This window comes from Burkholderia sp. BCC1993, assembly GCF_905339865.1.
In the GTDB taxonomy this organism is placed as follows: domain Bacteria; phylum Pseudomonadota; class Gammaproteobacteria; order Burkholderiales; family Burkholderiaceae; genus Burkholderia.
Genome location: NZ_CAJPGZ010000002.1, coordinates 378,209 through 404,007, shown reverse-complemented (window position 1 = coordinate 404,007; position 25,799 = coordinate 378,209). Strand labels below are relative to the sequence as shown.

General features: G+C 70.4%; 28 protein-coding genes and 1 pseudogene. 8 read left to right on the top strand and 21 right to left on the bottom strand.

What is annotated here, in order from left to right; all coding sequences use genetic code 11:
• Positions 1 to 8: 8 nt before the first annotated feature.
• The 3 genes from treZ to treY are packed head-to-tail and all read left to right on the top strand — an operon-like array spanning position 9 to position 6,942.
• Positions 9 to 1,886 (top strand): malto-oligosyltrehalose trehalohydrolase, encoded by a 1,878-nt coding sequence (treZ, locus tag U4Y91_RS04665; RefSeq protein ID WP_321803657.1) that lies wholly within the window; start codon positions 9 to 11, stop codon positions 1,884 to 1,886.
• Positions 1,883 to 4,177: a 4-alpha-glucanotransferase gene (malQ, locus tag U4Y91_RS04660; RefSeq protein ID WP_321803655.1), complete on the top strand. Its 2,295-nt coding sequence runs from the start codon at positions 1,883 to 1,885 to the stop codon at positions 4,175 to 4,177. Before treZ ends, malQ begins: the two co-directional genes overlap by 4 nt.
• Positions 4,174 to 6,942, top strand: a complete 2,769-nt coding sequence (treY, locus tag U4Y91_RS04655; protein ID WP_321803653.1) for a malto-oligosyltrehalose synthase — start codon at positions 4,174 to 4,176, stop codon at positions 6,940 to 6,942. Before malQ ends, treY begins: the two co-directional genes overlap by 4 nt.
• Before the next feature lie 72 nt (positions 6,943 to 7,014).
• On the opposite strand, the gene arsN2 is transcribed toward treY, so the two are convergent.
• The 6 genes from arsN2 to U4Y91_RS04625 form a co-directional block, all read right to left on the bottom strand.
• Positions 7,015 to 7,395 carry an arsenic resistance N-acetyltransferase ArsN2 gene (arsN2, locus tag U4Y91_RS04650; RefSeq protein WP_321803651.1) on the bottom strand — a complete coding sequence of 127 codons (381 nt, stop codon included), beginning with the start codon at positions 7,393 to 7,395 and terminating at the stop codon, positions 7,015 to 7,017.
• Between the two features lie 87 nt (positions 7,396 to 7,482).
• Positions 7,483 to 8,205, bottom strand: coding sequence for an arsenical resistance protein ArsH (gene arsH, locus U4Y91_RS04645; protein WP_321803649.1), 723 nt, complete (start codon positions 8,203 to 8,205; stop codon positions 7,483 to 7,485).
• A gap of 20 nt (positions 8,206 to 8,225) precedes the next feature.
• The gene (gene arsB / locus U4Y91_RS04640; protein ID WP_321803647.1) at positions 8,226 to 9,296 is read right to left on the bottom strand and encodes an ACR3 family arsenite efflux transporter; all 1,071 of its coding nucleotides are present in this window, start codon (positions 9,294 to 9,296) and stop codon (positions 8,226 to 8,228) included.
• Between the two features lie 67 nt (positions 9,297 to 9,363).
• A complete protein-coding gene (locus U4Y91_RS04635; protein WP_321803646.1) occupies positions 9,364 to 9,858 on the bottom strand; it encodes an arsenate reductase ArsC in 495 nt (164 codons plus the stop codon).
• Positions 9,859 to 9,880: 22 nt separating this feature from the next.
• Positions 9,881 to 10,216 carry a metalloregulator ArsR/SmtB family transcription factor gene (locus U4Y91_RS04630; protein WP_321803644.1) on the bottom strand — a complete coding sequence of 112 codons (336 nt, stop codon included), beginning with the start codon at positions 10,214 to 10,216 and terminating at the stop codon, positions 9,881 to 9,883.
• A 71-nt stretch (positions 10,217 to 10,287) separates the two neighbouring features.
• Positions 10,288 to 10,539, bottom strand: coding sequence for a hypothetical protein (locus U4Y91_RS04625; protein ID WP_321803643.1), 252 nt, complete (start codon positions 10,537 to 10,539; stop codon positions 10,288 to 10,290).
• Positions 10,540 to 10,659: 120 nt separating this feature from the next.
• On the opposite strand from U4Y91_RS04625, the gene U4Y91_RS04620 reads away from it, so the two are divergent.
• Positions 10,660 to 11,910 (top strand): phosphatidylserine decarboxylase family protein, encoded by a 1,251-nt coding sequence (locus U4Y91_RS04620; protein WP_321803641.1) that lies wholly within the window; start codon positions 10,660 to 10,662, stop codon positions 11,908 to 11,910.
• Between the two features lie 16 nt (positions 11,911 to 11,926).
• Here U4Y91_RS04620 and U4Y91_RS04615 read toward each other — a convergent pair whose 3' ends face one another.
• The 5 genes from U4Y91_RS04615 to U4Y91_RS04595 all read right to left on the bottom strand — a co-directional run bounded on the left by U4Y91_RS04615 (position 11,927) and on the right by U4Y91_RS04595 (position 14,633).
• On the bottom strand, positions 11,927 to 12,151 hold the full coding sequence (locus tag U4Y91_RS04615; protein ID WP_321803784.1) for a hypothetical protein: 225 nt from the start codon (positions 12,149 to 12,151) through the stop codon (positions 11,927 to 11,929).
• Between the two features lie 301 nt (positions 12,152 to 12,452).
• Complete coding sequence (locus tag U4Y91_RS04610; protein ID WP_321803640.1) at positions 12,453 to 12,794, bottom strand: DUF1488 domain-containing protein; 342 nt, start codon at positions 12,792 to 12,794, stop codon at positions 12,453 to 12,455.
• A gap of 3 nt (positions 12,795 to 12,797) precedes the next feature.
• Positions 12,798 to 13,346, bottom strand: coding sequence for a type 1 glutamine amidotransferase domain-containing protein (locus tag U4Y91_RS04605; protein ID WP_321803638.1), 549 nt, complete (start codon positions 13,344 to 13,346; stop codon positions 12,798 to 12,800).
• Positions 13,347 to 13,666: 320 nt separating this feature from the next.
• Positions 13,667 to 14,032: a hypothetical protein gene (locus U4Y91_RS04600; protein WP_321803637.1), complete on the bottom strand. Its 366-nt coding sequence runs from the start codon at positions 14,030 to 14,032 to the stop codon at positions 13,667 to 13,669.
• An 88-nt stretch (positions 14,033 to 14,120) separates the two neighbouring features.
• Positions 14,121 to 14,633, bottom strand: coding sequence for a hypothetical protein (locus U4Y91_RS04595; protein ID WP_321803635.1), 513 nt, complete (start codon positions 14,631 to 14,633; stop codon positions 14,121 to 14,123).
• Positions 14,634 to 14,792: 159 nt separating this feature from the next.
• Here U4Y91_RS04595 and U4Y91_RS04590 point away from each other — a divergent pair, with 159 nt between their 5' ends.
• On the top strand, positions 14,793 to 15,149 hold the full coding sequence (locus U4Y91_RS04590) for a DUF3175 domain-containing protein (RefSeq protein WP_321803633.1): 357 nt from the start codon (positions 14,793 to 14,795) through the stop codon (positions 15,147 to 15,149).
• 42 nt (positions 15,150 to 15,191) lie between these two features.
• A complete protein-coding gene (locus tag U4Y91_RS04585; RefSeq protein WP_321803631.1) occupies positions 15,192 to 16,514 on the top strand; it encodes a cation:proton antiporter in 1,323 nt (440 codons plus the stop codon).
• 8 nt (positions 16,515 to 16,522) lie between these two features.
• On the opposite strand, the gene ligD is transcribed toward U4Y91_RS04585, so the two are convergent.
• The 10 genes and pseudogenes from ligD to U4Y91_RS04535 all read right to left on the bottom strand — a co-directional run bounded on the left by ligD (position 16,523) and on the right by U4Y91_RS04535 (position 24,763).
• Positions 16,523 to 19,513 (bottom strand): non-homologous end-joining DNA ligase, encoded by a 2,991-nt coding sequence (gene ligD / locus U4Y91_RS04580; RefSeq protein ID WP_321803629.1) that lies wholly within the window; start codon positions 19,511 to 19,513, stop codon positions 16,523 to 16,525.
• Between the two features lie 24 nt (positions 19,514 to 19,537).
• On the bottom strand, positions 19,538 to 20,581 hold the full coding sequence (locus U4Y91_RS04575) for a Ku protein (protein ID WP_321803627.1): 1,044 nt from the start codon (positions 20,579 to 20,581) through the stop codon (positions 19,538 to 19,540).
• Between the two features lie 126 nt (positions 20,582 to 20,707).
• Positions 20,708 to 21,094, bottom strand: coding sequence for a DUF3022 domain-containing protein (locus U4Y91_RS04570; RefSeq protein WP_321803626.1), 387 nt, complete (start codon positions 21,092 to 21,094; stop codon positions 20,708 to 20,710).
• Entirely contained in the window at positions 21,091 to 21,252 is a 162-nt protein-coding gene (locus U4Y91_RS04565) for a DUF1328 domain-containing protein (RefSeq protein WP_044843387.1), read from the bottom strand. Before U4Y91_RS04565 ends, U4Y91_RS04570 begins: the two co-directional genes overlap by 4 nt.
• A gap of 54 nt (positions 21,253 to 21,306) precedes the next feature.
• The gene (locus U4Y91_RS04560; RefSeq protein ID WP_321803624.1) at positions 21,307 to 21,495 is read right to left on the bottom strand and encodes a DUF3008 family protein; all 189 of its coding nucleotides are present in this window, start codon (positions 21,493 to 21,495) and stop codon (positions 21,307 to 21,309) included.
• Positions 21,496 to 21,569: 74 nt separating this feature from the next.
• Entirely contained in the window at positions 21,570 to 23,000 is a 1,431-nt protein-coding gene (locus tag U4Y91_RS04555; RefSeq protein WP_321803622.1) for an RNA polymerase factor sigma-54, read from the bottom strand.
• 249 nt (positions 23,001 to 23,249) lie between these two features.
• Positions 23,250 to 23,528 (bottom strand): hypothetical protein, encoded by a 279-nt coding sequence (locus U4Y91_RS04550; protein WP_321803621.1) that lies wholly within the window; start codon positions 23,526 to 23,528, stop codon positions 23,250 to 23,252.
• A gap of 56 nt (positions 23,529 to 23,584) precedes the next feature.
• Complete coding sequence (locus U4Y91_RS04545; protein ID WP_321803783.1) at positions 23,585 to 23,896, bottom strand: hypothetical protein; 312 nt, start codon at positions 23,894 to 23,896, stop codon at positions 23,585 to 23,587.
• A gap of 158 nt (positions 23,897 to 24,054) precedes the next feature.
• Positions 24,055 to 24,249: pseudogene (locus U4Y91_RS04540) on the bottom strand (hypothetical protein); the annotation flags it as partial.
• Between the two features lie 208 nt (positions 24,250 to 24,457).
• On the bottom strand, positions 24,458 to 24,763 hold the full coding sequence (locus U4Y91_RS04535) for a hypothetical protein (protein WP_044843382.1): 306 nt from the start codon (positions 24,761 to 24,763) through the stop codon (positions 24,458 to 24,460).
• 183 nt (positions 24,764 to 24,946) lie between these two features.
• Between U4Y91_RS04535 and U4Y91_RS04530 the strand changes: the two genes are divergently transcribed.
• Positions 24,947 to 25,201, top strand: a complete 255-nt coding sequence (locus U4Y91_RS04530) for a hypothetical protein (RefSeq protein ID WP_321803619.1) — start codon at positions 24,947 to 24,949, stop codon at positions 25,199 to 25,201.
• A 109-nt stretch (positions 25,202 to 25,310) separates the two neighbouring features.
• Complete coding sequence (locus U4Y91_RS04525) at positions 25,311 to 25,742, top strand: CBS domain-containing protein (RefSeq protein ID WP_044843380.1); 432 nt, start codon at positions 25,311 to 25,313, stop codon at positions 25,740 to 25,742.
• The last annotated feature ends 57 nt before the right edge of the window (positions 25,743 to 25,799 follow it).

Genomic DNA, 25,799 nt, shown 5'->3' with positions numbered 1-25,799 from the left:
GAGCCGCCATGACGTCACACACCGCCCATCCGCCCGGCACGCACGCATTCGCGTCGTCGTTCGGCGCGACCTGCCTCGATGCGGAACACACGCGCTTCCGGTTGTGGGCGCCCGCGAGCCGCACGGCCGCGGTCGAACTGCACGGCGAACGGCGCGTCGCGATGCTGCCGGCCGGGGACGGCTGGTTCGAGGTCGCCGCGCCGTGCGGTCCCGGCACGCTGTACCGCTTCCTGCTCGACGACGGTCTCGTGGCACCCGATCCCGCATCACGCTTCCAGCCGCGTGACGTGCATGGCCCGAGCCAGGTCGTCGACCCGGCCGCGTACCGCTGGCGCAACGACGCGTGGCGCGGGCGGCCGTGGCACGAGACGGTGCTGTACGAACTGCACGTCGGCGCATGCGGCGGCTATGCGAACGTCGAGCGGCGCCTGGCCGAGCTTGCCGCGCTCGGCGTGACCGCGATCGAGCTGATGCCCGTCAACGCGTTCCCGGGCGCGCGCAACTGGGGCTACGACGGCGTGCTGCCGTTCGCGCCCGATGCGTCGTACGGACGGCCCGAGGAACTGAAGGCACTCGTCGACGCCGCGCACGGGCTCGGGCTGCAGATGTTGCTCGACGTCGTCTACAACCACTTCGGCCCCGAAGGCAACCTGCTGCCGCGCTATGCACCGGGATTTTTCCGCGCGGACCGGCAGACCGCCTGGGGGCCCGCGATCGACTTCTCGCGTGCGCAGACGAGCACGTTCTTCATCGACAACGCGCTGTACTGGCTCGACGAATTCCGCTTCGACGGCCTGCGCATCGACGCCGCGCATGCGATCGACGACGATGCATGGCTGCGCGAGCTCGCCCGCCGCGTGCGCGCGGATGCGGGCGACGCGCGCCACGTGCATCTGGTGCTCGAGGACGAGCGCAATCTGGCGAGCCTGCTCGGCCCCGGCGGTTTCGACGCGCAGTGGAACGACGACTTCCACAACAGCGCGCACGTGCTGCTCACCGGCGAGCGCGAAGGCTACTACCGCGCGTACGCCGATGCGCCGCTGCGCCATCTCGCGCGCACGCTCGGCGAAGGGTTCGCGTACCAGGGCGAGCCGTCGCCGCTGCACGACGGTGCGCCGCGCGGCGAGCCGAGCACGCACCTGCCGCCGACCGCGTTCGTCACGTTCCTGCAGAACCACGACCAGATCGGCAACCGCGCATTCGGCGAGCGGCTGCGCGCGCTCGCGAACGACGACGCGGTGCGTGCGGCGACCGCCCTGATGCTGCTCGCGCCGCAGGTGCCGCTGCTGTTCATGGGCGAGGAAGTCGGCAGCACGCAGCCGTTCCAGTTCTTCACCGACTATCGCGGCGCGCTCGCCGACGCGGTGCGCGAAGGCCGGCGCCGCGAGTTCGCCGCGTTTTCCGCGTTCGCCGATCCCGCGCATCGCGACGCAATTCCCGATCCGAACGACGTCGGCACGTTCCTGCGCTCGTCGCCCGATCATGCCGGTGAGGACGCATGGCCCGACGCCGACGCGTGGCGGCACTTCTACCGCAGTGCGCTGGCCGTGCGCGCGGCGCTCGTGACGCCGCACCTACCGGGCGCTCGCGCGCTCGGCGTCGAGTTGCTGTCCGCCATCGGCATCGGCGACGGCAACGCGGAAGCGCTCGTCGCGCGCTGGCGGCTCGGCGACGGCAGCACGCTCACGCTCGCATTCAATCCCGGCTCGCGCGAGGCGCTGCTGCCCAGGCTGCCGGTCGGCAAGATCGTGTTCGAGACGCCGCCGCGCGCGCGCGACCGGCTGGCCGACCGGCGGCTGCCCGCGCGCACCTGCATCGCGTGGCGCGACGGCGCGGTCAACCGCGATGCGCTCCATCACCGCACGAACGGGCACACACGGCAATGACGACCGACGTGCCGATCGCCGACCTCGCGCGTGCGGCCGGGCTGGCGCCCGACTGGATCGACGCGGGCGGCGTCGCGCGGCGGGTGGGCGACGACGCGCTCGTCGCGCTCGTCGATGCACTCGGCTGGCCATGCGGCACGCCGATCGAGCGGGTCGACAGCGCGGCCGCGCTGACCGATGGCCGGGACGCAACGCCGCAGCTCGTCACCGGCGACGCCGGCGTGCCGCTGACGCTCCCGCGCAGCGTCGCGCCGCCGGGCGCGCGCTTCCGGATCGCGCTCGAAACGGGCGAGCAAGTCGACGGGCGCGTGGCCGACGCGGGCGAATCCGGCGCACTGCCGCCGCTCACGGTGCCCGGCTATCACGCGCTCGAGATCGGCGAGCAACGCATCGGGCTCGCCATCGCGCCGCCGCGTATGCGGCCGTTCACTGCCGACGACGGCGTGGCGGGTGCGCAGCGCCGCTGGGGCGTCGCGGCCCAGTTGTACAGCCTGCGCCGCGCGGGCGACGACGGCGCGGGCGACTACACCGCGCTCGCCGGCCTCGCCACACACGCGGCGCGGCACGGCGCGCACGCGGTCGCGATCAGCCCGACGCATGCCGGCTATCCGGCACTGCCCGAGCACGACAGCCCGTATTCGCCGTCGTCGCGGCGCTGGCACAACGTCGCGTATCTCGACTGCGAGGCGGTGCCGGGGGCCGATATCGCGCGGCGGCTGCATGGCACGGCGGCACATGGCGCTCCCGCGCCCGATGCGCCGCTGATCGACTGGCCGCACGTGCTGCCGCTGAAGCTGCGCCGCTTGCGCGCGTGCTTCGATGCGTGGCGCGCGAACGGCGGGCCGTTGCGCGACGCGTTCGAGCAATTCCGTGCGGCCGGCGGCGCGGCGCTCGACGCACACGCGCGCTTCGACGCGCTGCAGGCGTTCTGCATCGAACACGGAATCGGCGCGGACTGGCGGCAATGGCCCGCGCAGTGGCACATGCCGGCCTCGGCCGAGGTCGACGCCTTCGCACACGCGCATGCCGAGACGATCGCGTTTCATACGTTCCTGCAATGGTGTACGTCGGACGCGCTCGGCAACGCACAGCATGCGGCGCGCGACGCCGGGATGGCGATCGGGTTGATCGCCGATCTCGCGGTCGGCTCCGATCGCGCGGGCAGCGACGCGTGGGCGCACGGCACGACGCTGCTGCGCGGCGTGTCGGTCGGCGCGCCGCCCGACCTGTTCAATGCGGATGGCCAGGCCTGGGGCGTGACGACGTGGACGCCCGCCGCGCTGCGCGCGAACGGCTTCGCGCCGTTCGTCGACCTGTTGCGCGCGGCCTTCGCGCAGGCAGGCGGAATCCGTATCGACCACGTGCTCGGCTTCGCGCGGATGTGGATCGTGCCGGACGGCGGATCGCCGCGCGACGGCGCGTACTTGCGCTATCCGCTCGACGATCTCGTGCGGCTGGTCGCGCTGGAGGCAGCACGGCATCGCGCGGTCGCGATCGGCGAGGATCTCGGCACGGTGCCGGCCGGGTTTCGCGAGCGGCTCGGCGCGCAGGGGATCGCGGGAATGCGCGTGCTGTGGTTCGAGCGTGAGGCGGATGGTGCGTTTCGGCCGCCGTCGGCGTGGGATCGCGACACGATCGCGATGACGTCGACGCACGATCTGCCGACCGTGGCGGGTTGGTGGCGTGGTGTCGATCTCGAGTGGCGGCGGGGTGCAGGTGATGCTGATGCTGATGCTGATGCCGATGCTGATGCCGATGCTGATGCTGATGCCGATGCCGATGCCGATGCCGATGCCGATGCCGATGCCGATGCCGATGCCGCCAAGCATGCACGCACCGACGACGGGAGCGGCCAAACGCAACGCATCGCGAGCGCGCGCAATGTCGGTGACGACATCGGTCGCGGCGCGCCCGCCACACGCGACACGCCGCCGCCCGCCCCCGCCCTCGCCGCCGCCCGGGCCGAACGCGCGACCGAGCGCGCGGCACTATGGCGCGCGTTGCAGCACGCGGGCTGCGCGCCGCCCGGTGATCCGGTACCGCCTGCCGGCACGCCACCCGTCGGAGCAGTCCTCGCGTATGTCGCGCGCAGCCCGTCGCCGCTCGCGATCGTGCCGCTCGAGGATCTGCTCGCACTGGATGCACAACCGAATCTCCCCGGCCCGCCGCGCGGCCATCCGAACTGGCTGCGCCGGCTGCCGCGCGCGGTCGACGTGCTGTTCGACGCCGACGTACGCAAACGCATCGCGGCGATCGAGCGCGCACGCCGCGTCCGGGAGCAGGACGCATGACACCGCGCGCGACCCTGCGACTGCAACTGCACGCCGGCTTCACGTTCGACGACGCGGCCGCGCACGCCGACTATTTCGCGCGGCTCGGCGTGAGCCACCTGTACCTGTCGCCGATCACGACGGCCGAGCCCGGTTCGCTGCACGGCTACGACACCGTCGACTATCACACGATCAGCGCGGAACTCGGCGGCGCAGCCGGCTTCCGCCGCCTCGTCGACGCGTTGCACGCGCGCGGCCTCGGCGTGATCGCCGACATCGTGCCGAACCACATGGGCGTCGGCGGCGCATCGAACGGCTGGTGGAACGACGTGCTCGAATGGGGGCCGGCGAGCCCGTACGCGCGCTACTTCGACATCGACTGGCATCCGCCTGACGCGGCGCTCCACGGCAAGGTGCTGCTGCCCTGCCTCGGCGCGCCCTACGGCGACGCGCTCGCCGCCGGCGACGTCGCGCTCGCCGCCGAGCCGTCGAGCGGGCGTTTCTTCATCGCATGCCCGGGCAGGACGCTGCCGGTCGCCGCCGCGACCTACGCCGAGATCCTGCGCATCGCCAACCGTGCGGACCTGAATGCGCTCGCCGAACGGTTCGCCGCCGCGCCGGTGCGCGGCAGCGCGCGCCTCGCGGACGCGCACACGGCGCTGCGCGACTACGCCGCGGCACAGGGCCCGCATGCGTTCGACGCGATACTGCGCGGCGCCGATCCGCGCCGCGCACGCTCGCGCGCGTGCCTGCATCGATTGCTCGAACGCCAGCACTACCGGCTCGCGTGGTGGCGCACGGCCGCCGACGAGCTGAACTGGCGGCGCTTCTTCGACATCGCGACCCTCGCGGCCGTGCGCGTCGAGGACGAAGCGGTGTTCGACGCGGTGCACGCGCTGCCGCTGGCGCTTCATGCGGCCGGCTGCCTCGACGGCCTGCGCGTCGATCACGTCGACGGCCTCGCCGACCCGGGCGCGTACTGCCGCCGCCTGCACGCGCGGCTCGCCGCGCAGCGCGACGAGCGGCCTTATCTCGTCGTCGAGAAGATCCTCGCGCCGGGCGAGACGCTGCGTGAAGACTGGCGCGTCGACGGCACGACCGGCTACGACTTCATGAACGACGTCGCCGCGCTGCTGCACGATCCGGCTGGCGCGGCGCCGCTCGCCGCGCACTGGGCGGCCGTGTCGGGATCGGCGCGGTCGTTCGCGCAGGAGGCGGTGGCCGGCAAGCGGCGCGTGCTGAAGCGGCAGCTTGCCGGCGAGCACGAACGCGTCGCGCGGGCGTTGCACCGCATTGCGCGCGCGGCCCCCGCGACGCGCGACCTCAGCCGGATCGCGATTCATCGCGTGCTGGGCGAACTCGCCGTGCACCTTCCCGTGTACCGGATGTACCCGACACCCGGCAACGAGCCGACCGGCGCCGATCGTCGCGTGCTGGCGCACGCGTACGACGCGGCGTGCGCGACGATCGATCCATCCGAGCGCTACGCGCTCGATCGCGTCGCCGGCTGGCTCGGGCTGCCGGGCACGCGCGCGCCGCGCGCGGATGCCGAGGCGCTGCACGCGGCGCGCGTCGCGTTCGCGCAGCTCACCGCACCGCTCGCCGCGAAGGGCGTCGAGGATACCGCCAACTATCGCTACGGCCGGCTGCTGTCGCGCAACGAGGTCGGCGCCGATGCGGGCGATTTCAGCCTGTCGCGCGGGGCGTTCCATGCGCGCAACCGCCGTCGCGCGCGCACCGTTCCGCACACGCTCGTCGCGACCGCGACCCACGATCACAAGCGCGGCGAAGATGCGCGCGCGCGGCTCGCGGTGCTCGGCGAAGTGCCGGACCTGTGGCGCGCGGTGTCGCTCGACTGGTCCGCGCTGAACCAGCCGCGGCGCGGCGGCGCGCATCGCGATCTCGCGTGGGCGCCCGGGCCGGCTGCGGAAGCGCTGCTGTACCAGACGCTCGTCGGCTGCTGGCCGCCGGCGCTCGCGCCCGACGATGCGGCCGGGCTGGCGGCGCTTGCCGGGCGCGTGGTGCGCTGGCAGACGAAGGCGCTGCGCGAAGCGAAACAGCATACGGACTGGCTCGCACCCGACGCGGACTACGAGCGCGATTGCGAACGGTTCGTCCGCGCGATCCTGACGCCGCATGGCGCGGGCGATTTCGTGCACCGGCTGCATGGGTTCGTCGCACGGATCGCGCCGGCCGGTGTCGTCAACAGCCTCGCGCAGGCGGCGCTGCGGATGGCTTCGCCGGGTGTGCCCGATCTGTATCAAGGTACCGAGTCATGGGATCACTCGCTCGTCGATCCGGACAACCGGCGCGACGTACCGTTCGCGAAGCTCGCGGCAGAGCGGGTCGACGAACCGGTCGCCGCGTACCTGCGGGACTGGCCCGACGCACGCGTGAAGCGCGCACTTGTCGAGCGGATGCTCGCGCTGCGCGCCCGCTGGCCGGCGACGTTCTCGGATGGTGCGTATGTGCCGCTGCGCGTGCGCGGCAGGCTCGGGCGGCATGCGGTCGCGTTCGCGCGCTGCGACGAGACGGCGACGATCGTGGTCGTCGTGACGCGGCTCGCGTGCCGCTTGCTCGGCGAAGTGCCGGGGTTGCCGCGCATCGCGCCTCGGGAATGGGGCGATACCGCGATCGTGTTGCCGCGCGGCGCGAGCGAGCGGTGGATCGACTGGCTGAACGACGGGAGCGAAATCGACGCGCCGGACGGCATGCTGCGGCTCGATCGCTGTCTTGCCGCGTTGCCGGTCGCGGCGCTGGTGGCAGCCGATACGATGAGCCGGTAGCCGTAACCGGATTTATGCAAAGGCGGTCGGCGCCCCAAGGCGAACCATCTCACCGCGTTCCGGCATTTCCGCTCAACACGCCAACAACATGGCAGTGGCCGCAGCCGGACACACGCCTTGAAACTGGCTGGACGCGAGCAACGGGCGCGGTACATTCTCGCGGGCGACGCGCACGAAACCAAAACCGGCGAAATAGTCCTCCGCGGTCGTCGTCTGCAACCCGATAGCATGGACCGAGCGTGCGCGGCACGTCGCGATCAGCCGCGCAATGATCGCGCGACCGACGCCGCTCCCTTGCGCGCGCGGTGCGACGGCGATCGACCGGATCAGCGCGAAGTCTCCGTGGTATTCCATACCGCCGCATCCGGTCAACGCGGGCGGATCGGCGAGCACGATGAAGTTTTCCAGATGCTCCGCGACGCCCGCAGTCGGGAGATTCGACGCGCGAAGCAATGCCTCGATCGCGGCCAGGTCGGATAACGCTGCAGAACGAAGTTGCATGACATCGATTCCCGATTGGATGGGCGGTACCCGTACGGTTCAGATCCCCCGCTGATTCACCCGCTTCGACAACGCCTCCGCGCTTTCCTTCCGTTCGCTGTACCGGTCGACCAGATACGGGCCGATGTCGCGCGTCAGCAGCGTGAACTTCACCAGTTCCTCCATCACGTCGACAACGCGATCGAAATAGGCCGACGGCTTCATCCGCCCCGCTTCGTCGAATTCCATGAACGCCTTGGCCACCGACGACTGGTTCGGGATCGTCAGCATGCGCATCCAGCGTCCGAGCACGCGCATCTGGTTCACCGCATTGAACGACTGCGAGCCGCCGCTGACCTGCATCACCGCGAGCGTCTTGCCCTGCGTCGGCCGCACCGCGCCGACCGACAGCGGAATCCAGTCGATCTGCGACTTCATGATGCCGGTCATCGCGCCATGTCGTTCCGGCGAGCACCAGACCATCCCCTCCGACCACATCACCAACTCGCGCAATTCGACCACCTTCGGGTGACTTTCGGGTGCATCGTCAGGCAGCGGCAGGCCGCTCGGATTGAACACGCGCACCTCGGCGCCCATCGCCGTGAGCAGGCGTTCGGCTTCCTCGACCAGCAGGCGGCTGAACGAACGCTCGCGCAGCGAGCCGTACAGCAGCAGGAAACGCGGCGGATGCGTCGACGGCGACGCCGGCCGCAAGCGGCTCGCGTCCGGTACGCGAAAGAGATCGGCGTCGAGTTGCGGCAGGTCGGTCAGTCGGTCGGTCATGGATGGATTCCGTGGTTTGCTCAAGCGCACTCGTACCAGCCCTTCGACCGGTTCACGATGCGCACCACCACCAGCATGACCGGCACTTCGATCAGCACGCCGACGACGGTTGCGAGCGCCGCGCCGGAATGGAAACCGAACAGGCTGATCGCGGCCGCGACGGCCAGCTCGAAGAAGTTGGACGCGCCGATCAGCGCCGACGGGCATGCAATGTTGTGCTTCTCGCCCACGGCACGATTGAGCCAGTATGCGAGCGCCGAGTTGAAGAACACCTGGATCAGGATCGGCACCGCGAGCAGCGCGATCACCAGCGGCTGCTTCAGGATCGCTTCGCCCTGGAACGCGAACAGCAGTACGAGCGTGGCCAGCAGCGCGGCGATCGACCACGGGCCGATCTTCGCCATTGCTGCATCGAACGCCGCCTGTCCGTTCGAGAGCAACACCTTGCGCCAGATCTGCGCGAGGATCACCGGAATCACGATGTAGAGCACGACCGACGTGAGCAGCGTCGCCCACGGCACCGTGATCGCGGACATGCCGAGCAGCAGCCCGACCAGCGGCGCGAACGCGATCACCATGATGCTGTCGTTCAGCGCGACCTGCGACAGCGTGAACAGCGGATCGCCGCCCGTCAGCCGGCTCCACACGAACACCATCGCCGTGCACGGCGCGGCGGCCAGCAGGATCAGGCCGGCGATGTAGCTGTCGACCTGGTCCGCCGGCAGCATCGGCGCGAACAGATGCCGGATGAACAGCCAGCCGAGAAACGCCATCGAGAACGGCTTGACCAGCCAATTCACGATGAGCGTGACGCCGATGCCTTTTACGTGCTGACGCACTTCATGCAACGCCCCGAAGTCGACCTTGACCAGCATCGGGATGATCATCACCCAGATCAGCAGCCCGACCGGCAGGTTGACCTGCGCGTACTCCATGCGGCCGATTTGCTGGAACAGGCCGGGCAGCATCTGACCGAGCGCGATGCCGGCGACGATGCACAGCGCGACCCAGAGCGTCAGGTAGCGTTCGAAGAAATTGATCGCGGGCTTCGCAATGGCATGGCGAGGCGGGATCGCGTTGGACGTGTTCATCGAAGAGGATTCCGTGCGGGAGCAACGCACGCGGCGCGCCGGTTCACGCGCGCCGCCGTGCAAGCGCTCAGTTTAGCGAGATGGCGGTCAACGCCGCCTGCAGTTCAGCGTCGCTCATGCGCTCGAGCGGCAGCGTCAGCAGTTGCAGCATCCGGTAGCCGAGCGCCTCGCGCGTCAGTTCGAACGCGAGCCGCTTGCCGGCATCGCCGCCCTCGGCGTTCGACGGATCGGCGTAGCCCCAATGCACTTTCACCGGGCTGCCGGCCCAGTACGGGCAAGCCTCCGCGGCCGCGCTGTCGCATACCGTGATGACGATGCGCAGGCGCGGCGCGCCGTCGCCGACGAATTCGTCCCAGCTCTTGCTGCGGTATCCGGTGACGTCGACACCGGCGCGCGTGAGCGCATCCAGCGCGAACGGATTGAGCCGGCCGCTCGGCGCGCTGCCGGCGCTGTAGGCGCGCACGTCGCGGCCAAGTTTCCCGGCCCAGTGGTTGAGCATCCCCTCCGCGAGCACGCTGCGCGCGGAGTTGTGGGTACAGAGAATCAGGACGTTGGTGGTCATGGGCGGGCGGGTGAATGCGTGCTCAGGTCTGGCCGGAGCAGGAAGTCGAACAGGCGGACACCGGCGCGCACGGATTGCCGCCGCAGCAGTTCTCGGTGAGGTAGCCGATCAGCCCGTTCATCGTCGCGAAGTTCGCGCAATAGAACACGAAGCGGCCTTCCTGGCGGCTCGTGACGAGCTGCGCATGGGCCAGTTCCTTCAGATGAAACGACAGCGACGACGGCGGCACGTCGAGCAGCGTCGCGATTTGCCCGGCCGGCAAGCCCGACGGGCCGGCCTGCACGAGCGCGCGGAAGACGGCGAGGCGCGACTCGTGCGCGAGTGCCGCCAGTGCGGCGATGGTCTGGTTCGTTTCCATTTTTCGATAATACTCGAAATGTGGAAACGATGGCAGGAATGCATCGCTTCCCGCCGCTGCGCGTCACCCCGTCACGACCATTCTTCGGGCGGCATCGCGCCGCCGTCATCCTCCCAATGCGACTCGCCCGCCCCTTCCCTGCGGCTCGGCGCCACCGGCCTGTTCCCGCTGCTGGGTTCGTTTCGCCGCGTGCCGTCGCGGGAAGTCGCCGCGCGCACCCGCGCCCGCGTGCTGGTCGGTGCGACGGTCCGCTGTTCGCTGCCGCGGTGCTCGTCGGTCGACGCCGCGTCCTGGGTCTGTCGCGCATTCGAAGCTGCGTTCATGTGTGTCCTCCCGGCTCATTGAAAGAGACCTTCGTTGAAACGCGCAGCAATCCGGGTGCCGCCTGCCGGGCAAGCGCTTTGCTCCCCTGTTTCGTACCGCAACCCTGACCGGAGTTGACCATGCCGACCGACCGCAGCACGCCGCCCGCAACGCGCCATCGTCTCGGCGAATGGATGGCCCGCGAGGAATCGCACATGGCCGGGTACCGCGCAAACATTGCGAACGAAGCGCGCGCGCAGGCCGGCGAACAGTTGCGCACGCCGGCCGTGCAGGCACTCGCGCGGCTGTTCGACGACAGCGCGGTGCTGCGCATGAGCCTCACCCGCGCGATCGACGAGGCGCTCGAATCGGGCCGCATGCTCGGCTACACATCGATCGGCGAATTGATGACCGTGATCGACCACCTGATGACCTACACGCCGCCGTTCAGCGAAACGAGCCTGGTCGTGTGCCCGCTGAACGCGTTTCTCGACTGGCCGATGTGCATGCCGTCGGGCCACGCGGTGTTTCGCGACGCGGCGGTCAACGCGCATCTGAAGCAGGTGCTGAACGTGTGGTGCGACTTCCTCGGCGGCCCGCATTCGCGCGCGCATCTCGACACATCGCCGCCCGACGGCTGGTTCTGCGACGAAGCGCGCACGCGCCTCGGCCTGTCGCAGTTCCAGTATCGCGAGGACCAGCCGCACTGGGGCTTCGACTCGTGGAACGACTTCTTCACGCGGCGCTTTCGCGCGGATGCGCGGCCGGTCGCGGCGCCGGACGATTCGCACGTGATCGTCAGTGCGTGCGAGGCCGCGCCGTATCACACCGAATCCAGCGTGAAGATCCGCGACAGGTTCTGGATCAAGGGGCAGCCGTATTCGCTCCGCGACATCTTCACGCCCGCGCGGCTGCCGCTTGCCGAGCGTTTCGTCGGCGGCGACCTCTACCAGGCGTATCTGAGCGCGTACAACTATCACCGCTGGCACGCGCCGGTGCGCGGCACCGTCACGCATGCGTACCGGGTCGACGGCACCTACTACTCGGTCGCGGAAGCGGAAGGCCCGGACCCGGCCGGGCTCAACGACTCGCAGGGCTACATGACGGCCGTCGCCGCGCGCGCGGTGGTCGCGATCGACTGCGACGATCCGGGGATCGGGACGGTAGCCGCGGTGTTCGTCGGGATGGGCGACGTGTCGTCGTGCGTGATCGAAGTCGTGCCGGGGCAGCGGATCGACAAGGGCGACGAGATCGGCTATTTCCAGTACGGCGGCTCGACCTGCTGCCTGCTGTTCGAACCGGGCGTGATCGACCGCTTCCAGTGCGCGCCGCCGTTCGACAGCGATACGCCGGCCGTGCAGGTCAACGCGCCGGTCGCGATCGCGCGCTGAGTCGCGCCTTGCGGCATCACGCGTCGGCACTGCCGAACCCGCGCCCGGCGTGCCGCAGCATGCGCTGCACCATCGACAGCCCGTTCGGCGTCAGGGCGAGCCGGCTCGCGCCCGATGCGTCGGCGCGCATCTCGATCAGGTGTTGTTCCACCAACGACACGATATCTTCGCGGTCGGCCTGGATCTGTTCCGGCGCGCGATGGACCAGGAACAGCGCGGCAAATTCATGTGCGGTCAGCATGTTGTCTCCCCCATTTGACGGCTTGACGCGATACGAGATGGCATCGCGACGGCGCAGGTGCAAATCGTGCGCCGCGATCTGGGGAGACATGCAGGGAGCGTGCCAGTATCTGGGACGGAGCCGCCCCGCGCGCAGCCGGCGCGCGGCGCGATGTGTCACTTCAAGGCGCTTGGGGGGCCGCTGCAAAGATTTCAACGGCGTGTAATGGAGCGACTGGAGCAAATGGAACGGCACGGGCGCACCGCGGCACGGCAGCGGCACACGCCGCACGACCCCGCCGCGCACGCACGCGCCGCGCGACTCACGACTTCCGCGAACGGAACATCCCGGCGCGGGCGGTCTTGCCGGCCGCCTTGTCACGCACGCGGAAGTAGCCGCTGTGGAGTTCCACGCCACCTTTGCCGTCGACCAGCACGTCCGCGCACGCGGCCTCGATGCGCGCACGGCCGCGCTCGAACGCATCGCGCAAGTCGGCTTCGAGCGCGGAGCGCGCGCCGAAATGATCCTCGAGCGCTTCGACCGTGATCGCGCACGTTTGCGGCTTCCCGTCGACCTCGACGACGAAACGCATCTGCAGCGCCGCGCCGTCGAACTCGGGCGGCGCGTCGGTCAGCGTCACGTGACGAACGGGTCCGGCCGGCATCGCTCAGGCCCCCCGCGACGCGAGGCACTGCACCAGCGCGCCGTTGAATGCGGGCAGGTCGTCGGGCTTGCGGCTCGTGATCAGGTTGCCGTCGCGCACGACCTCCTGGTCGACCCACTTGCCGCCCGCATTGCGGATGTCGTCCTGCAGGCTCGGCCAGCTCGTCATCGTGCGGCCGTCCACCAGCCCGGACGACACGAGCAGCCAGCCGCCGTGACAGATCGCGGCAATCGGCTTGCCCGCGCCGACGGCCGCGGTCACGAATTCGCGCGCGGCCGGCAGCATCCGGATCGCGTCGCCGTTGACCACGCCGCCCGGCAGCACGACCGCGTCGTAATCGCCTTCGCGCGCATCGTCGAACGTGCGGTCGACCTTCACGCGATCGCCCTTGTCGACGTGCCTGAACCCCTGGATCTCGCCGCGCTTCTGCGAAATCACGTCGACCTGCGCGCCCTCTGCCGTCAGCGCCCGCTGCGGTTCGACGAGTTCGGCTTCCTCGAAGCCGTCGACCGCGAGTATCGCTACCTTGCAATGATCCAGCTTGCCGATCATGAATCGCTCCCTGTCGTGTTGTGGCACCCGGGCGTGCCGTACCCTGCCGTATACATCAACGCAGCAATCGGCGTGCCGCGCCCGTCGGGATGGCGGCCCGCGCGGTGGCGCCTTGAAGGGGCGCGACCCGCGATCGGCGGTTGGCGGCGCCCACGCGCGCCGCGGCGTGATGCGTGCGCGCCCCCCGTCGGATAGCGCCGCGCGGCGCCTGCAAAGATTTCAACAGGATGTAACGCGACGCCGGCGACTGCCGGCGGCAGCCGCCCGGCGGCCTGCATGCGGAGACGTACCCGAGGCGGGCCGATGCCGGCTCGCCGCGCTCACTGCAGGTGACGCGCGGCGTCGAGCATCGCGTCGGTCAGCTCGATCGTCAGCGTCAGGTCCTCGGTGACGTCGGGCAGCGCGTCGAGCGTGGCCTGCACGCTGTCGTGCAGCATCGCGTGCACGCGCATCCGCGCGGCGATGTCGAGGTCCGCATAGCGCTCCATCGTGTCGCAGTCGAGCGCGAGCACGACCGCGTGCCGCGCGGTATCGCGCGGCGCATCGGGCGCGAACGCCCACGCCGCATGAAACATGATCCTGCCGGTCGCAACGTCGACGTAAACCGTCGTATCGAGACCGTCGGTCTCGGCGGCGTCGGCGTCCAGCCCGTTGTCGTCGAGCGAGATCCGGGAATGCGATTGCATGATGTCCTCCTGCGTGGTGGCGACAGGCCGGCCTCACCGGCGGCGCCGCCATCGCGCCGCGCCGGGCGCCGGCGCGACACCGTGATCGTCAATAGCCGCTGGAACCCGCGCTGCCCGTGCTGCCGCCGCCCGAGCCGGTCGCCCCCGGCAAGCGGCCATTGCCGGCGCCCGCGCCGGTTCCGCCCGGGGCCGCACCGGCGCCGCCCATGCCCGCGCTGCCGCCGGCACCGCCCGTAGCGGTGCTGCCCGTAGCGGTGCTGCCGGTACCGGTGCCGCCCGTCGCGCCGCCGCCCATGCTGCCGGTCCCGGCGCCGGTCACGCCGCCGGGCTTGGTGCGCACGTCCGGTTGACCGCGCGAACCCGTGCCGCGCGGCGCCTGCATGCGGGTCGCGGGCGGCGGCGCCGCCGTGTTGCCGTTCGACAGGTTGCCGCCGGTGCCCTGGGCCGACGTGTCCGGCGGCGACAGGATCGGCGCACCGGTGCCCTCGTCGGAACGTTGCGAATTCTGTGCCCACGTGGCCGGTGCGGCCGCGACGAGCGCGACGGCCGCGCACGCGAGGATCCGGTGCGCGGCAGATTTCGATGCGGATGCTGGCTTCATGGAGCGCTCTCCCTCAATGGAACCACTGTAGTGGAATGGCCTGCGCCTTCGATTCAGCAAGGTTCAGCAAGGCCCGTGCCGCCAGCGATAGGCGGCACGCGAATTGCGCCGACACCCATGACCCGCCATCCATCCCGATTCCGTAGGGAGAGCCCTGCCATGCCTTCAGCTTCCGCTTCCCATCCGCACGGCAAACGCGCGACGCGCCGCCCGGGCCGTGCGCGCAGCAACGATCCGCAGCACCGCAAGCGCTGGTCCGCCGACGTCATGCAAAGAAGCGATGTGCTCGACATCGAGCCCGAGATCTTCAAGTCCGACGACCCGGGCAGGATCGCCGCGTCGCTCAAGCGCTCGGCCGAACACAGCCGCCGCCGCAAGGGGACGCCGTTCCAGTCGGCGATGTCGATGCTGAACTTCTACGTGAACCGCGCGGGCCGCAACCTGCCGAAAACGCGCCGCGCGACGCTCGAACGCGCGAAGCGGAAACTGCGCGAGGCATTCGGCCGCAAGCCGTGACGGCCCCCGCCTGTTCGCCGTCGACCTGCCCGGCCTGCTCGCATGCATGAAACGCTGTGGTATCTGATCATCGGCGCGGTGCTGATGGGCATGGGCGTCGTGACGTCGGCGCTGCGTCATCTGCCGTGCAGCAGCGCGATGATCTATCTTGCACTCGGTGTCGCGCTCGGCCCGTCCGGCGCCGGGCTCCTGCATCTCGACATCCAGCGCGACGCGCCGCTGCTGCGCGAGATCGTCGAGGTCGCGCTGCTGGTATCGCTGTTCGCGATCGGGCTGCGGCTGCGCGTGCCGCTGTCCGACCGGCTGTGGCGCGTGCCGTGCCGGCTCGGCCTGCTCGCGATGATCGTCACGGTGCCGCTGCTCGCCGGCTGCGCGGTGCTGACGCTCGGGCTCAGCTGGGGCCCCGCGCTGCTGCTCGCGGCAATCCTCGCGCCAACCGACCCGGTGCTCGCGCACGACGTGCAGGTGCATGATCCCGGTGACCGCGACCTGGTGCGCTTCGCGCTGTCCGGCGAAGGCGGGCTGAACGACGGCATCGCGCTGCCGTTCGCGCTCGCGGGCCTCGCGCTGTGCGGCGCGCCCGATGCGCCGCACGGGCCGCCGCCGCTGTCGGGCACGTTCGCACTGGCCGCGCTGTGGGGCATCGCGGGCGCCGCCGCGATCGGCGGCATGCTCGGCGCGGCGACCACCATCGCGATCGGCTGGCTGCGCACCCGTCATGCGCAGGCACTCGGCTTCGAAGGCTTCTTCGCGCTCGCGTTGATCGTGCTGTCGTTCGGTGCCGCGCAGCTCGCGCATACGTTCGGCTTCATCGCGACGTTCGCCGCGGGCGTCGCGATGCGCCGCGTCGAGCATCGCGCGAGCGGTGACCGCCGGCCGCGCGAAGTGATCGGCCGGATCGATTCGGAAGACGTCGTCGCGACCGAGAAGCATCCGGAGAAGGCGCATGCGTTCATGACCGAATCGGTGCTCGACTTCACGATCGAGCTCGAGCGAATCGCCGAGGCGCTCGTGATGACGATGATCGGCGGCGTGCTCGCCACGCTGACGACGCCGCTCTTCACGTCGGGCTCGACCGCGCTCGCCGTCGTGCTGTTTGTCGCCGTGCGGCCGCTCGCGGTGCTGCCGGCGCTCACCGGCTCGCGCGCGACGCAGACGCAGCGCCGGCTGATGGCGTGGTTCGGGATCCGCGGGATCGGCTCGTTCTACTACTTGCTGTTCGCGCTCGAGCACGGGCCGTCCAGCGCGGTGCGGCCGCTCGCGGCGCCGGTGCTGGCCGTCGTGTCGGCGTCGGTGATCGCGCACGGCGTGTCCGCGACGCCGCTGATGGACTGGTATCACCGCCTGCAGCAGCGTCGGCGCTGACGGCGCCGTCACGACATGCCGAGACGCGCACGCATCTGCGCGGTGATCCGCTGCCGCGTGCCGGCGTAGCCTTCCCATGGGTCGCGCTTCAGCCGCTCGAGCCGCTCGTGCAGCGTGTCGATCGTCCATTGCGCGCCGCCCGTGGTGGCGGGCACCTCGTCCCAGCGCAGCGGCACCGACACGCCCAGCCCGGGCCGCGCACGCACCGAATACGCGGCGATCGTGCTCGCGCCGCGGCCGTTGCGCAGGTAGTCGATGAAGATCTTGCCGCGCCGGTGACGCGGGCCCATCGTCGCGGTGAAACGGTCGGGCAGCGCGCCCGCGACATGCTGCGCTAGCGCGCGCGAGAAGTCCTTCGCGTCGTCCCAACCGAGGTGCCGCACGATCGGCACGACGACGTGCAGCCCCTTGCCGCCGCTCGTCTTGCAGAACGACGCGAGGCCCAGTTCGTCGAGCAGCCCGCGCACGAGCTGCGCGGCGTCGGTCATCGCGCGCCACGGCAGCGCCGGATCGGGATCGAGGTCGAACACGATCCGGTCCGGCCGCTCGATGTTCGACGCGTGCGCATTCCATGTATGCAGCTCGATCGTGCCCATCTGCGCGGCGCCGAGCAGCGCGTCGACGCTGTCGAGCGACAGCAGCGGACCGTGGCCCGGATCGAGTCCTGCGTGCTGCGTGACGAACGGGATCTCGCGGCGCTCCGCGTGCTTCTGGAAGAACAGCTCGCCCGCGATGTCGCCGGGCGCGCGCACGAGCGCCACGGGCCGGCCCTTCAGGTCCGGCAGCAGCCACGGCGCGACCCATTGCCAGTAATGCGCGAGATCGATCTTGCGCGTGCCGCTCTGCGGATCGAGCACGCGATCGGGATGGGTGATGCGCACGCGGCCGAGCGCGTCGGAATCGGTATCGTCGCGTGCTGCGTGGGGGGACGGGCTCGAACGTGCGTGGTGCTTGCGGCCGCTTGCATCGTGATCGGCGTGCTTGGCGTGCTTGGCGTGCTTGGCGTGCTTGGCGTGATTGGCGTGATCGGCGTGATCGGCGTGATCGGCGTGATCGGCGTGATCGGCGTGATCGGCGTGATCGGCGTGATCGGCGTGCGACGCGTGCGATGCGTGCGATGCGTGCGATGCGTGCGATGCGTGATCGACGTGCGCCGCGTGCTTGCGTTCGTGCTTTTCGTGATGCGTGGTCTGGCGTCGCTCCATCGCCCCCTCCGTTTCCGGTTGCTTCGGCACTTCGCGGACGATCTGCGACGCCGGCTTGTCCTCGCGCAGCGCGATGAATGCGGCCTGCCGCACGATGCCGTCGCCGGTCCACTCCGCGAATTCGCATTCGGCGACGAGCGTCGGTTCGATCCAGTGCACGCGCGTGCGCGAGCGTTCGCGCGGCGGCGGATCGAACGGCGTCGTATCGCGTTGCTGCTTGCGCAGGATCGGTGCGAGCCGGTCGAGCATCCGCGTGTCGAAGCCGGTGCCGACGCGGCCGACGTAGCGCAGCGGCGCAGGCCCGCGCCGCCGCTTGCCGGCCGCTGCCGGCTCATGCACGCCGAGCAGCAGCGCACCGAAGCCGTGCCGGCTGCCCGACGGCTCGGTGTAACCGCCGATCACGAACTCCTGCCGGCGCCGGCATTTGAGCTTGATCCACGCGGGCGAGCGCCCGGCGCGATAGCGCGATTCCGCGCGCTTGCCGATCAGCCCTTCGAGGCCGGTATCGCAGGCGCTCGCGATCAGCGATGCGACGTCGTCGCCGAGATCCGGCGAAAAGCGCAGCCGCGCGGGGTCGCTGTCGGCGAGCAGCGGTTCGAGCAGGGCGCGGCGCGCGGTGAGCGGTGCGTCGCGCAAGTCGTAACCGTCGAGACAAGGCAGGTCGAACACGAACAGCGTGACCGCATCCGAATGTCCGGCGCCGATCGCGTTCTGCAGCGCCTGGAAGTCGGGGAGACCGTTCCTGCCGAGCACGACGGCCTCGCCGTCGAGCCAGGCGTCGTCGACGTCGAGCGCCGCGAGCGCGTCGCGCTGCGCGCGCAGCTTCACGGTCCAGTCGCGGCCTTCGCGCGTCATCAGCTTCACGTGTCGGCGGGCGCCCTTGCCCGCAATGCGCGCGAGGATCCGGTAGCCGTCGAATTTCAGTTCGTAGCGCCAGTCGCCCTGCGTCGGCGGGCCGTCGACCAGCGTCGCGAGCTGCGGCGCGACGCGCTCGGGCAGCGGCGCGCGTACCGCACCGTCGATCGCGGACGGATCGGCGGGCCGGCCGTCGTGGCTATCTCGGCTGTCGCGGGCGTCGCGGCCATGATCGTCATGCGCTGCGGCGCGCGTGTCGGCCGGGTCGCGCCGGCCGCGTTGCGCCCCGCGCGCGCGCGTCGAGCGGCCCGCGGCATCCGCACGCGTCGCCGACGCCGCCCCGTCATGCACACTCCCCGGCCGCTCGCCGACGACGTCGAATTCGGCCTCGCTGCGCGCGTCGTCGTCGCGCTCCTTGATCAGCAGCCACTGCACCTGCCGCCCCTGCTGCCGTCCGCTGCGCACGAGCGCCCAGCCGCCGTGCAGCTTTTCGCCGTCGAGCCGGAACGTCAGCTTGCCCGCGCGATAGCCGTCGCGTGCCTGCGCGAGGCCGCCGTCGGGCGTCCACGTGCCTTCGTCCCATACGACGACCGCCCCCGCGCCGTAATGCCCGGGCGGAATCTCGCCTTCGAACGACGCGTATTCGAGCGGATGATCCTCGACCTGCACGGCGAGGCGCTTCACCGAAGGATCGACGCTCGGCCCCTTCGGCACGGCCCACGACTTCAGCGTGCCGTCGAGTTCGAGCCGGAAGTCGTAATGCAGGCGCCGCGCGTGGTGCTCCTGGATCACGAAGCGCAGCGGGTGGCCGGCACGCCGGGTCGCTCGCCCGGAAGGTGTCGCGTTCGCCTTCGCGCGCCGCCGCCCGTGCGCGCCTTCGGGTTCCGGCGTCGCGTCGAAGCGGCGTTTGCGGCGATACGGATCGAGCTTGCCGGCCATCGTGTCACCTCGCGTCGCCGCGCATCATGCGGCGTGCTTGCGGCGCACGGCGGTTTTCTTCGCCGCATGCTCGCCGGTCGCGGAACGTTTCGCGGCCGGCCGCTTCGCCGCCGGCGTCTTCTCGGCGGAGCCCTTCGGCGCGGCCTTCGAAGCCGGCTTGCGGCGCGCGCCGCCGCGCGACGACGCAGAGGAAGACGACGCGGAGGAAGACGACGCGTCCACCTCCGCGCCCTCGTCGTCGCCCGCATTGCGCGGGCCCGCCGCGCGCGCGCCGCCGCCCTTCAGGCTGCGTTTCAGCAGCTCGGTCAGGTCGACCACGTTGGCCGCCGCGCGGCCCGTCTGCGGTGGACGCTCCTCGATCTCCTCGATCTTGCCCGCGCGCACCTTGCGCTCGACCAGCTCGAGAATGTCGTCGCGAAACGTGTCGTGATACTCGTCCGGCGTCCACTTGCCCGCCATCTCGTCGATCAGCTTCTTCGCCATCCCGAGTTCGCGCGCGGTCACGCCCGCGTGTTTCGCGTCGTCGGCCGGCACCGTCAGTTCGTCGAGCGGCCGCAGCTCTTCCTGCCAGCGCAGCGTATCGAGCGCGAGCAGCGGCCCGACCGGAATCAGCGCGCCGAGATGCTGGCGGTCGCGCATCACCACGAGTGCGATGCCGATCTTGCCGCTGTCCTTCAGCGCGTCGCGCAGCAGCGCATAGACCTTCTCGCCCTTGCGGTCCGGCACGAGGTAGTAGGGCGTGTCGAGATACAGGAACGATACCGCGTCCGCGTCGACGAACGTCAGGATATCGACGGTTTGCGTCGATTCCGGATTGGCCGCGCGAATCTCCTCGTCGGTCAGCACGACGTAGCGCTCCTTCTCGTACTCGTAGCCGCGCACGATGTCCTCGCGCGCGACCTCCTTGCCGGTGCGCTTGTTGATCTGCCGATAGCCGACCGGGTCCATCGAGCGCTTGTCGAGCAGCCGGAACGACGGCTTCACGGTGCGCGTCGCGGGAAACAGCTGCACGGGCACGTGAACGAGCCCGAAGCTGATCGCGCCTTTCCAGATCATCCGCGATGCCATGCGAGTCCTCCTTTGCTGTGTGCGCGAGCGCGTGGCGGCACACACGGGAAGCCGTCACGGGCATGGACGAGCCGCACGGCGCGTGTCGCGACGGCCCGGCTGCGGCGTCGATGCGGGCTGCGTCCGTCAGGGCGCGCGCAACGCGCGGTCGAGTTCGGCGCGCGTCACGTCGAGCGCGACGCTGCATTCGATCTCCGCGTCCTCGACGCGTGGCTTGTGCTCGTCCACCGCGCGCCGCGCGAGGTCGCACAGCTGCGTGCGCACGCGCAGCCGGTCGGCCGCGCCGAGCGACGCATAGCGTGTGAGCACGTCGGGATCGAAGCGCAGGTCGACCGCGCAGCGCCATTGACGCGCGTCTTCATCGGACGGCACGCGCACCCACGACACCTGGATCGTCAGCCGCCCGGACGCGTCGTCCGCATGCACCACGACGGTCGACTCCGACGGAAAGCCGTTCGCGAGCGCATGCTCGATCTCCGCGATGCGCTGCGAACGGTCGGGGGCGGTCGTCATCGCCGCACGACCCCCAGCAGCAGCGTGACCAGGAAGATCACGACGAAGATGTAGAACAGGATCTTCGCGATCTCGGCCGCGCCGGCCGCGATGCCGCCGAAGCCGAACAAGGCGGCGACGAGCGCGATGATGAGGAAGATGATGGCGTAACGAAGCATGAATGCCTCCTGGAGTCCTGAAGAACAGTGATCGTCGATGCGTGTCGCCGTCGATCACGAATCGTGCTTGTGCCTGGGTTTGCCGTGGACCGGCGTCGAAGCCATTTTTTCGAGTTCCTTCTCGCTCATCGACTTGGCCATCGACTTCGCAGGCGGCTTCAGGTCCTTCATTTTCGTTTCGCCGCGCTTGGCCGACAGGGCGGCTCCTGCGGCGCGTTGCTGTGCCTGGGACTTGGCTGGCATGGCTTTCCTCCTCTCGGTGGCGCGCGACGACCGTGTGGCTCACGGGCGAGCCGCGCGCGGTTCGGACGGTATCGTCATGCGGCGTCGCGCCGGCGCAGGTCGGCCGGCGGAATCTTCATCGCCTGGCGATACTTGGTCACCGTACGACGCGCAAGAAGGATGCCGCGGCCCGCGAGGTTCTGCGCGAGCGCGACGTCGGACAGCGGATCGGTATGGCGCTCGGCGGCGATCATGTCGCGGATCAGCACCTTCGCGGCCGATGCCGAGCACACGCCCTTGCCGGCCGCCTCCAGCTTGCGGGGGAAGAAATGCTTGAACTCGAACGTGCCGTGCGGCGTGGCCATGTACTTGTTGCCGGTCGCACGCGACACCGTCGATTCGTGCAGGTCGAGCGCCTCGGCGATGTCGCGCAGCACGAGCGGCTTCATCGCGATCTCGCCGTAGCGGAAGAAGTCGCGCTGCCGGGCGACGATGCATTCGCCGACCCGCTGGATCGTGTCGAAGCGCTTCTGCACGTTGCGGATCAGCCAGCGCGCTTCCTGCAACTGCTGGCCCAGCGGCGAATCGCGCTCGCCGCTCGACTGCGCGAACAGCGTCGCGTAGCGCTCGTGCAGCCGCGCGCGCGGCAGCACGGCCGGATTGATCGTCACGATCCATTCGTCGCGCACCTGGCGCACGATCACATCGGGGATCACGTAGTCGCCGCGCGTGCTGCCGTAGTGGTTGCCGGGGCGCGGATCGAGCGCGCGCACCAGCGCGCAGGCGGCCTGCATCGTCGCCTGGTTGCAGCCGACGCGCCGCTGGATCTCGGCCGTCTCGCGGCGCGCGAGCCGTTCGAGATGGTCGCGCGCGATGGCCTTCGCTTCCGCGAGCGCCGGCGTGCCGACCGGAATCGCGTTGAGCTGCAGCATCAGGCATTCGGACAGCGAGCGCGCGGCGATGCCCGGCCGGTCCAGCATCTGCACGAGCCGCAGCGCGACCGCGAGATCCTGTTCCGACAGCAGCCGCGCCGGATCGGCCGCGATCAGCAGCTCGCCCAGCTCCTGACGCAGGTAGCCGTCTTCGTCGAGCGCGTCGATCACGATGCGCGCGGCCTCGCGGTCGCGCCGGTTCAGCGGATAGAGCCGCAACGCGTCGTGCAGCTGCTGGTGCAGCGACGGCTCGGCGGCCATCCACTCGCCGGGCGACTGGTCGCCCGCGTCGTCGGCCTGTCGCCCCGTGCCGCGCGTCGTCGGCGCAGCCGTGTATGACACGTCGCCGTCCGGCGCGCGCACTTCCTCGCGCTCGGGTGGCGGCTCGGGCGGTGCGGCTTCGACCTCGGGTTCGGGCGCGTCGGCGGCTTCTTCGTCGCCCTGCCCGTCTTCGAGAAACGGATTCGAGTCGAGCGCCTGCCGCAATTCCTGCTGGAATTCGAGCGAAGACAACTGCAGCAGGCGAAGCGACTGCTGAAGCCTCGGCGTGAGTGCCAGATGCTGTCGCATCTGGAGCGCAAGCGTGACGGACATCGATGCCCTCCTGACGGTGTGCGGAATGCGTATATGCGAATTCACGCAGCTATCGTGCCAGGGTGGCGAAGCGCCGTCCGGCGCGGCTCCCGCGGGTTCGTACCCTGTCGGCCACGGCCCTGGCGCCCCCTTTTTTACAAGCGCCAGCAAGTTAGGGGGCACGGCATTCGCTCCGCGCGGATACGCCGTCGCACGAATATGCCGTCGCAGGCGGTATCGATGCGCGGCATCCGTGCAGCGTGCCGCGCGTCAGTACTGCATCGGCGGCGGCGTGCCCGGCGGCGGCACGTCGACCGGCTCGCCGCCGGTCGCGCCCGCCGGCAGCGTGTTGTACGGCGACCGGCGCGTGTCGTAGCGCGTATTCGCGTCGGGCATCGTCGTGGTCGGCGACGCGCCATGGCCGTCCGGCGGCGCCGGCGGTGCGCCGCCACGCGTGCCGTAGGTGCCCTGCGGTTGCGTGCATGCGCCCAGCGCGCACGCAGCGGCGAACGCACAGGCGCACACGCGTATCGTCTGGATCGGTTTCATCGGAACCTCCTCCGTGAAGTGCGGTGCGCGGCACCGGGCTGGCCGTGACGGCACGGTCAGAGCCGGTTGAAATGGAAATCGCCTGCATACGCGTTCGGTGCGCGACGCGCCATCATCGTGTCGAATTCGGCCGCGACGCGTATCAGTGCGCCACGTTGCCGCTCGATACCGGCCTGCTCGAGCGCCGCGAACGCGTCGGCATCGAAGGTCACGGTCAGCGACGCCGGACGACCGTCGACGCGAAAGCCGAAATGCAGCGCGCCGGCCGGCTGCTCCTCGGCATGGAACGGCATCGCGCGCGCCTCGAAATGGCGGCCGAGCGTCTCGGCCACGTCGCGCAGCATGCCGGGTTTCACGCTGATGCTCATCATGGGCTCTCCGTGGGTGGGATGGACGCCATCGGCGGCACGCCGGTCGGCGGCACGTCGGTCGGCGGCGCGTGGACCGGCGGCGCGTGGATCGGCCGTGCGTGGATCGGCCGCGCATGAATCGGCCGCGCATGAATCGGCAGCGCGTGAATCGGCAGCGCATGGACCGGCGGCGCCCGCGTCGGCGGCTCGCGCTCCGGCGGCGGATGCCCGGGCGGGTCGCCTTCCGGATCGTGATACGGTTCCGGCGTGCCGGGCGGCAGGTCGTCCGGCGCGGGCGGCTCGGGGTCCGGTTCGACGTTGGGTATCGGCGGTTCGGGTCGGTGCAGCGACTGGGCGGGGTCTCGGTTCATGGGGGGCATTCGATCATTGCGTCGTCCTCGCGGGGCCCGATCGGTTGCGCGGCGTGCGCCGCTCGATCGTCCACGAAAGGCAGGGCCGCAAGCTGCGTGCCACCTTGCACGCCGCCTTTCCGCGCGCCGGCGCGCGGCCGCGCGCGCCACCCCGCCGTACGCCGTGCCTTCGCTACACCGCGCGCTGCAATTCTTTCAAGGCAGCGCGCTACGCGTCGTACGCGGCCATCACGAGCCACAGCTCGTGGTCGTCGTCGCGCACCCGCGCGGCAAGCGCATACGGATCGGCCGGCTCGCATGCGCGCTGCAACGCGAACCGCGCCGGCTCGGTCGAGCCGAACGTCTCGTCGCCGAGCGGCCGCACGTCGGCCTTGCCTTCGAACATCCGGCGATCGGGCCGGTAGATCAGCGGCTCCTGTTTCCACGCGCTGAAATGGCTCTTCACCGACTCGAACCCCCCGCCGCATACGTTGATCTCATAGCGCACCCCTGGCCGCCGTTTTGGAATCGTCATCGTGCCTCCCGCTTGATGTGCGTGTGTGTGCGGAGCATTGCACCGCGCGTTGTGGCCGGCATCCTGCGTCGTCGTCCTGCGTGGTCATCCATCGAAGAAGCGGCAAGTCCCGTGCCGCCCGGTCGCGACAGGCACGGCCGTTGCGCGATCACCGCGCCATCGTCATCGCCTCGGAGCCCCGCCATGAAGGAATCGACCCGAACCGGCCGCGACGCGCCGCCGCACCAGCCGCAGCGCGATCCGTCGCCGCCGTTGAAGAACCAGGATCAAACGACGACGCGCCACTCGGAGCGCCATATCGACAAGCAGCTCGAGGACACGTTCCCCGCGAGCGATCCGCCCGCGACCGGTGGCATCACGCGCATCGAGCCCGACACGCCGCCGGGCACGCACGACGACGGCCCGTGGCAGGACCCCGCCCGACGCCGCGACGAATGACGGCCGGCGCTCGACGGACAACGCTGCCGAACGGCACGCCGCTTGCTGCCCCGTACGGCCCGGACTCGCCAACTCACACGGCCCGGATTCAACCCGCAAGGAGGACTTCATGCAACGCGTCAACGAAATCATGTCGCAGGACGTCGTGCGCATCGCGCCGACCGACTCGATCCGTCATGCGGCGCAACTGATGGAGCGCTATGACATCGGCGCGCTGCCCGTATGTGACAACAACCGGCTGATCGGCATGGTCACGGACCGCGATCTCGCGGTGCGCGCGATCTCGGCCGGCAAGCCGCCGGAAACGCGGATCCACGAAGTCGCGTCGGGTCCGATCGAATGGTGTTTCGAGGACGATTCGCTGGAAGAGATCCAGCACTACATGGCCGACGCGCAACTGCGCCGCCTGCCCGTCGTCGATCACGACAAGCGGCTCGTCGGCATGCTGTCGCTCGCGGACATCGCGACGCGCACGGCCGGCCCCGCACGCGACGACGTCGCGAACACGCTCGAAGGCGTGTCGCAACCGAAGCAGACGTGACGGGGCAATTCACGCCCCGCCCCGACTACCCGCGCGACCCGCAGGGCCCATCCCGGG

Coding starts and splice junctions, on each gene's coding strand:
- treZ (WP_321803657.1), top strand. CDS start 9: ATGACGTCACACACCGCCCATCCGCCCGGCACGCACGCATTCGCGTCG.
- malQ (WP_321803655.1), top strand. CDS start 1,883: ATGACGACCGACGTGCCGATCGCCGACCTCGCGCGTGCGGCCGGGCTG.
- treY (WP_321803653.1), top strand. CDS start 4,174: ATGACACCGCGCGCGACCCTGCGACTGCAACTGCACGCCGGCTTCACG.
- arsH (WP_321803649.1), bottom strand. CDS start 8,205: ATGACCGACCGACTGACCGACCTGCCGCAACTCGACGCCGATCTCTTT.
- arsB (WP_321803647.1), bottom strand. CDS start 9,296: ATGAACACGTCCAACGCGATCCCGCCTCGCCATGCCATTGCGAAGCCC.
- U4Y91_RS04635 (WP_321803646.1), bottom strand. CDS start 9,858: ATGACCACCAACGTCCTGATTCTCTGTACCCACAACTCCGCGCGCAGC.
- U4Y91_RS04630 (WP_321803644.1), bottom strand. CDS start 10,216: ATGGAAACGAACCAGACCATCGCCGCACTGGCGGCACTCGCGCACGAG.
- U4Y91_RS04625 (WP_321803643.1), bottom strand. CDS start 10,539: ATGAACGCAGCTTCGAATGCGCGACAGACCCAGGACGCGGCGTCGACC.
- U4Y91_RS04620 (WP_321803641.1), top strand. CDS start 10,660: ATGCCGACCGACCGCAGCACGCCGCCCGCAACGCGCCATCGTCTCGGC.
- U4Y91_RS04615 (WP_321803784.1), bottom strand. CDS start 12,151: ATGCTGACCGCACATGAATTTGCCGCGCTGTTCCTGGTCCATCGCGCG.
- U4Y91_RS04610 (WP_321803640.1), bottom strand. CDS start 12,794: ATGCCGGCCGGACCCGTTCGTCACGTGACGCTGACCGACGCGCCGCCC.
- U4Y91_RS04605 (WP_321803638.1), bottom strand. CDS start 13,346: ATGATCGGCAAGCTGGATCATTGCAAGGTAGCGATACTCGCGGTCGAC.
- U4Y91_RS04600 (WP_321803637.1), bottom strand. CDS start 14,032: ATGCAATCGCATTCCCGGATCTCGCTCGACGACAACGGGCTGGACGCC.
- U4Y91_RS04595 (WP_321803635.1), bottom strand. CDS start 14,633: ATGAAGCCAGCATCCGCATCGAAATCTGCCGCGCACCGGATCCTCGCG.
- U4Y91_RS04590 (WP_321803633.1), top strand. CDS start 14,793: ATGCCTTCAGCTTCCGCTTCCCATCCGCACGGCAAACGCGCGACGCGC.
- U4Y91_RS04585 (WP_321803631.1), top strand. CDS start 15,192: ATGCATGAAACGCTGTGGTATCTGATCATCGGCGCGGTGCTGATGGGC.
- ligD (WP_321803629.1), bottom strand. CDS start 19,513: ATGGCCGGCAAGCTCGATCCGTATCGCCGCAAACGCCGCTTCGACGCG.
- U4Y91_RS04575 (WP_321803627.1), bottom strand. CDS start 20,581: ATGGCATCGCGGATGATCTGGAAAGGCGCGATCAGCTTCGGGCTCGTT.
- U4Y91_RS04570 (WP_321803626.1), bottom strand. CDS start 21,094: ATGACGACCGCCCCCGACCGTTCGCAGCGCATCGCGGAGATCGAGCAT.
- U4Y91_RS04565 (WP_044843387.1), bottom strand. CDS start 21,252: ATGCTTCGTTACGCCATCATCTTCCTCATCATCGCGCTCGTCGCCGCC.
- U4Y91_RS04560 (WP_321803624.1), bottom strand. CDS start 21,495: ATGCCAGCCAAGTCCCAGGCACAGCAACGCGCCGCAGGAGCCGCCCTG.
- U4Y91_RS04555 (WP_321803622.1), bottom strand. CDS start 23,000: ATGTCCGTCACGCTTGCGCTCCAGATGCGACAGCATCTGGCACTCACG.
- U4Y91_RS04550 (WP_321803621.1), bottom strand. CDS start 23,528: ATGAAACCGATCCAGACGATACGCGTGTGCGCCTGTGCGTTCGCCGCT.
- U4Y91_RS04545 (WP_321803783.1), bottom strand. CDS start 23,896: ATGAGCATCAGCGTGAAACCCGGCATGCTGCGCGACGTGGCCGAGACG.
- U4Y91_RS04535 (WP_044843382.1), bottom strand. CDS start 24,763: ATGACGATTCCAAAACGGCGGCCAGGGGTGCGCTATGAGATCAACGTA.
- U4Y91_RS04530 (WP_321803619.1), top strand. CDS start 24,947: ATGAAGGAATCGACCCGAACCGGCCGCGACGCGCCGCCGCACCAGCCG.
- U4Y91_RS04525 (WP_044843380.1), top strand. CDS start 25,311: ATGCAACGCGTCAACGAAATCATGTCGCAGGACGTCGTGCGCATCGCG.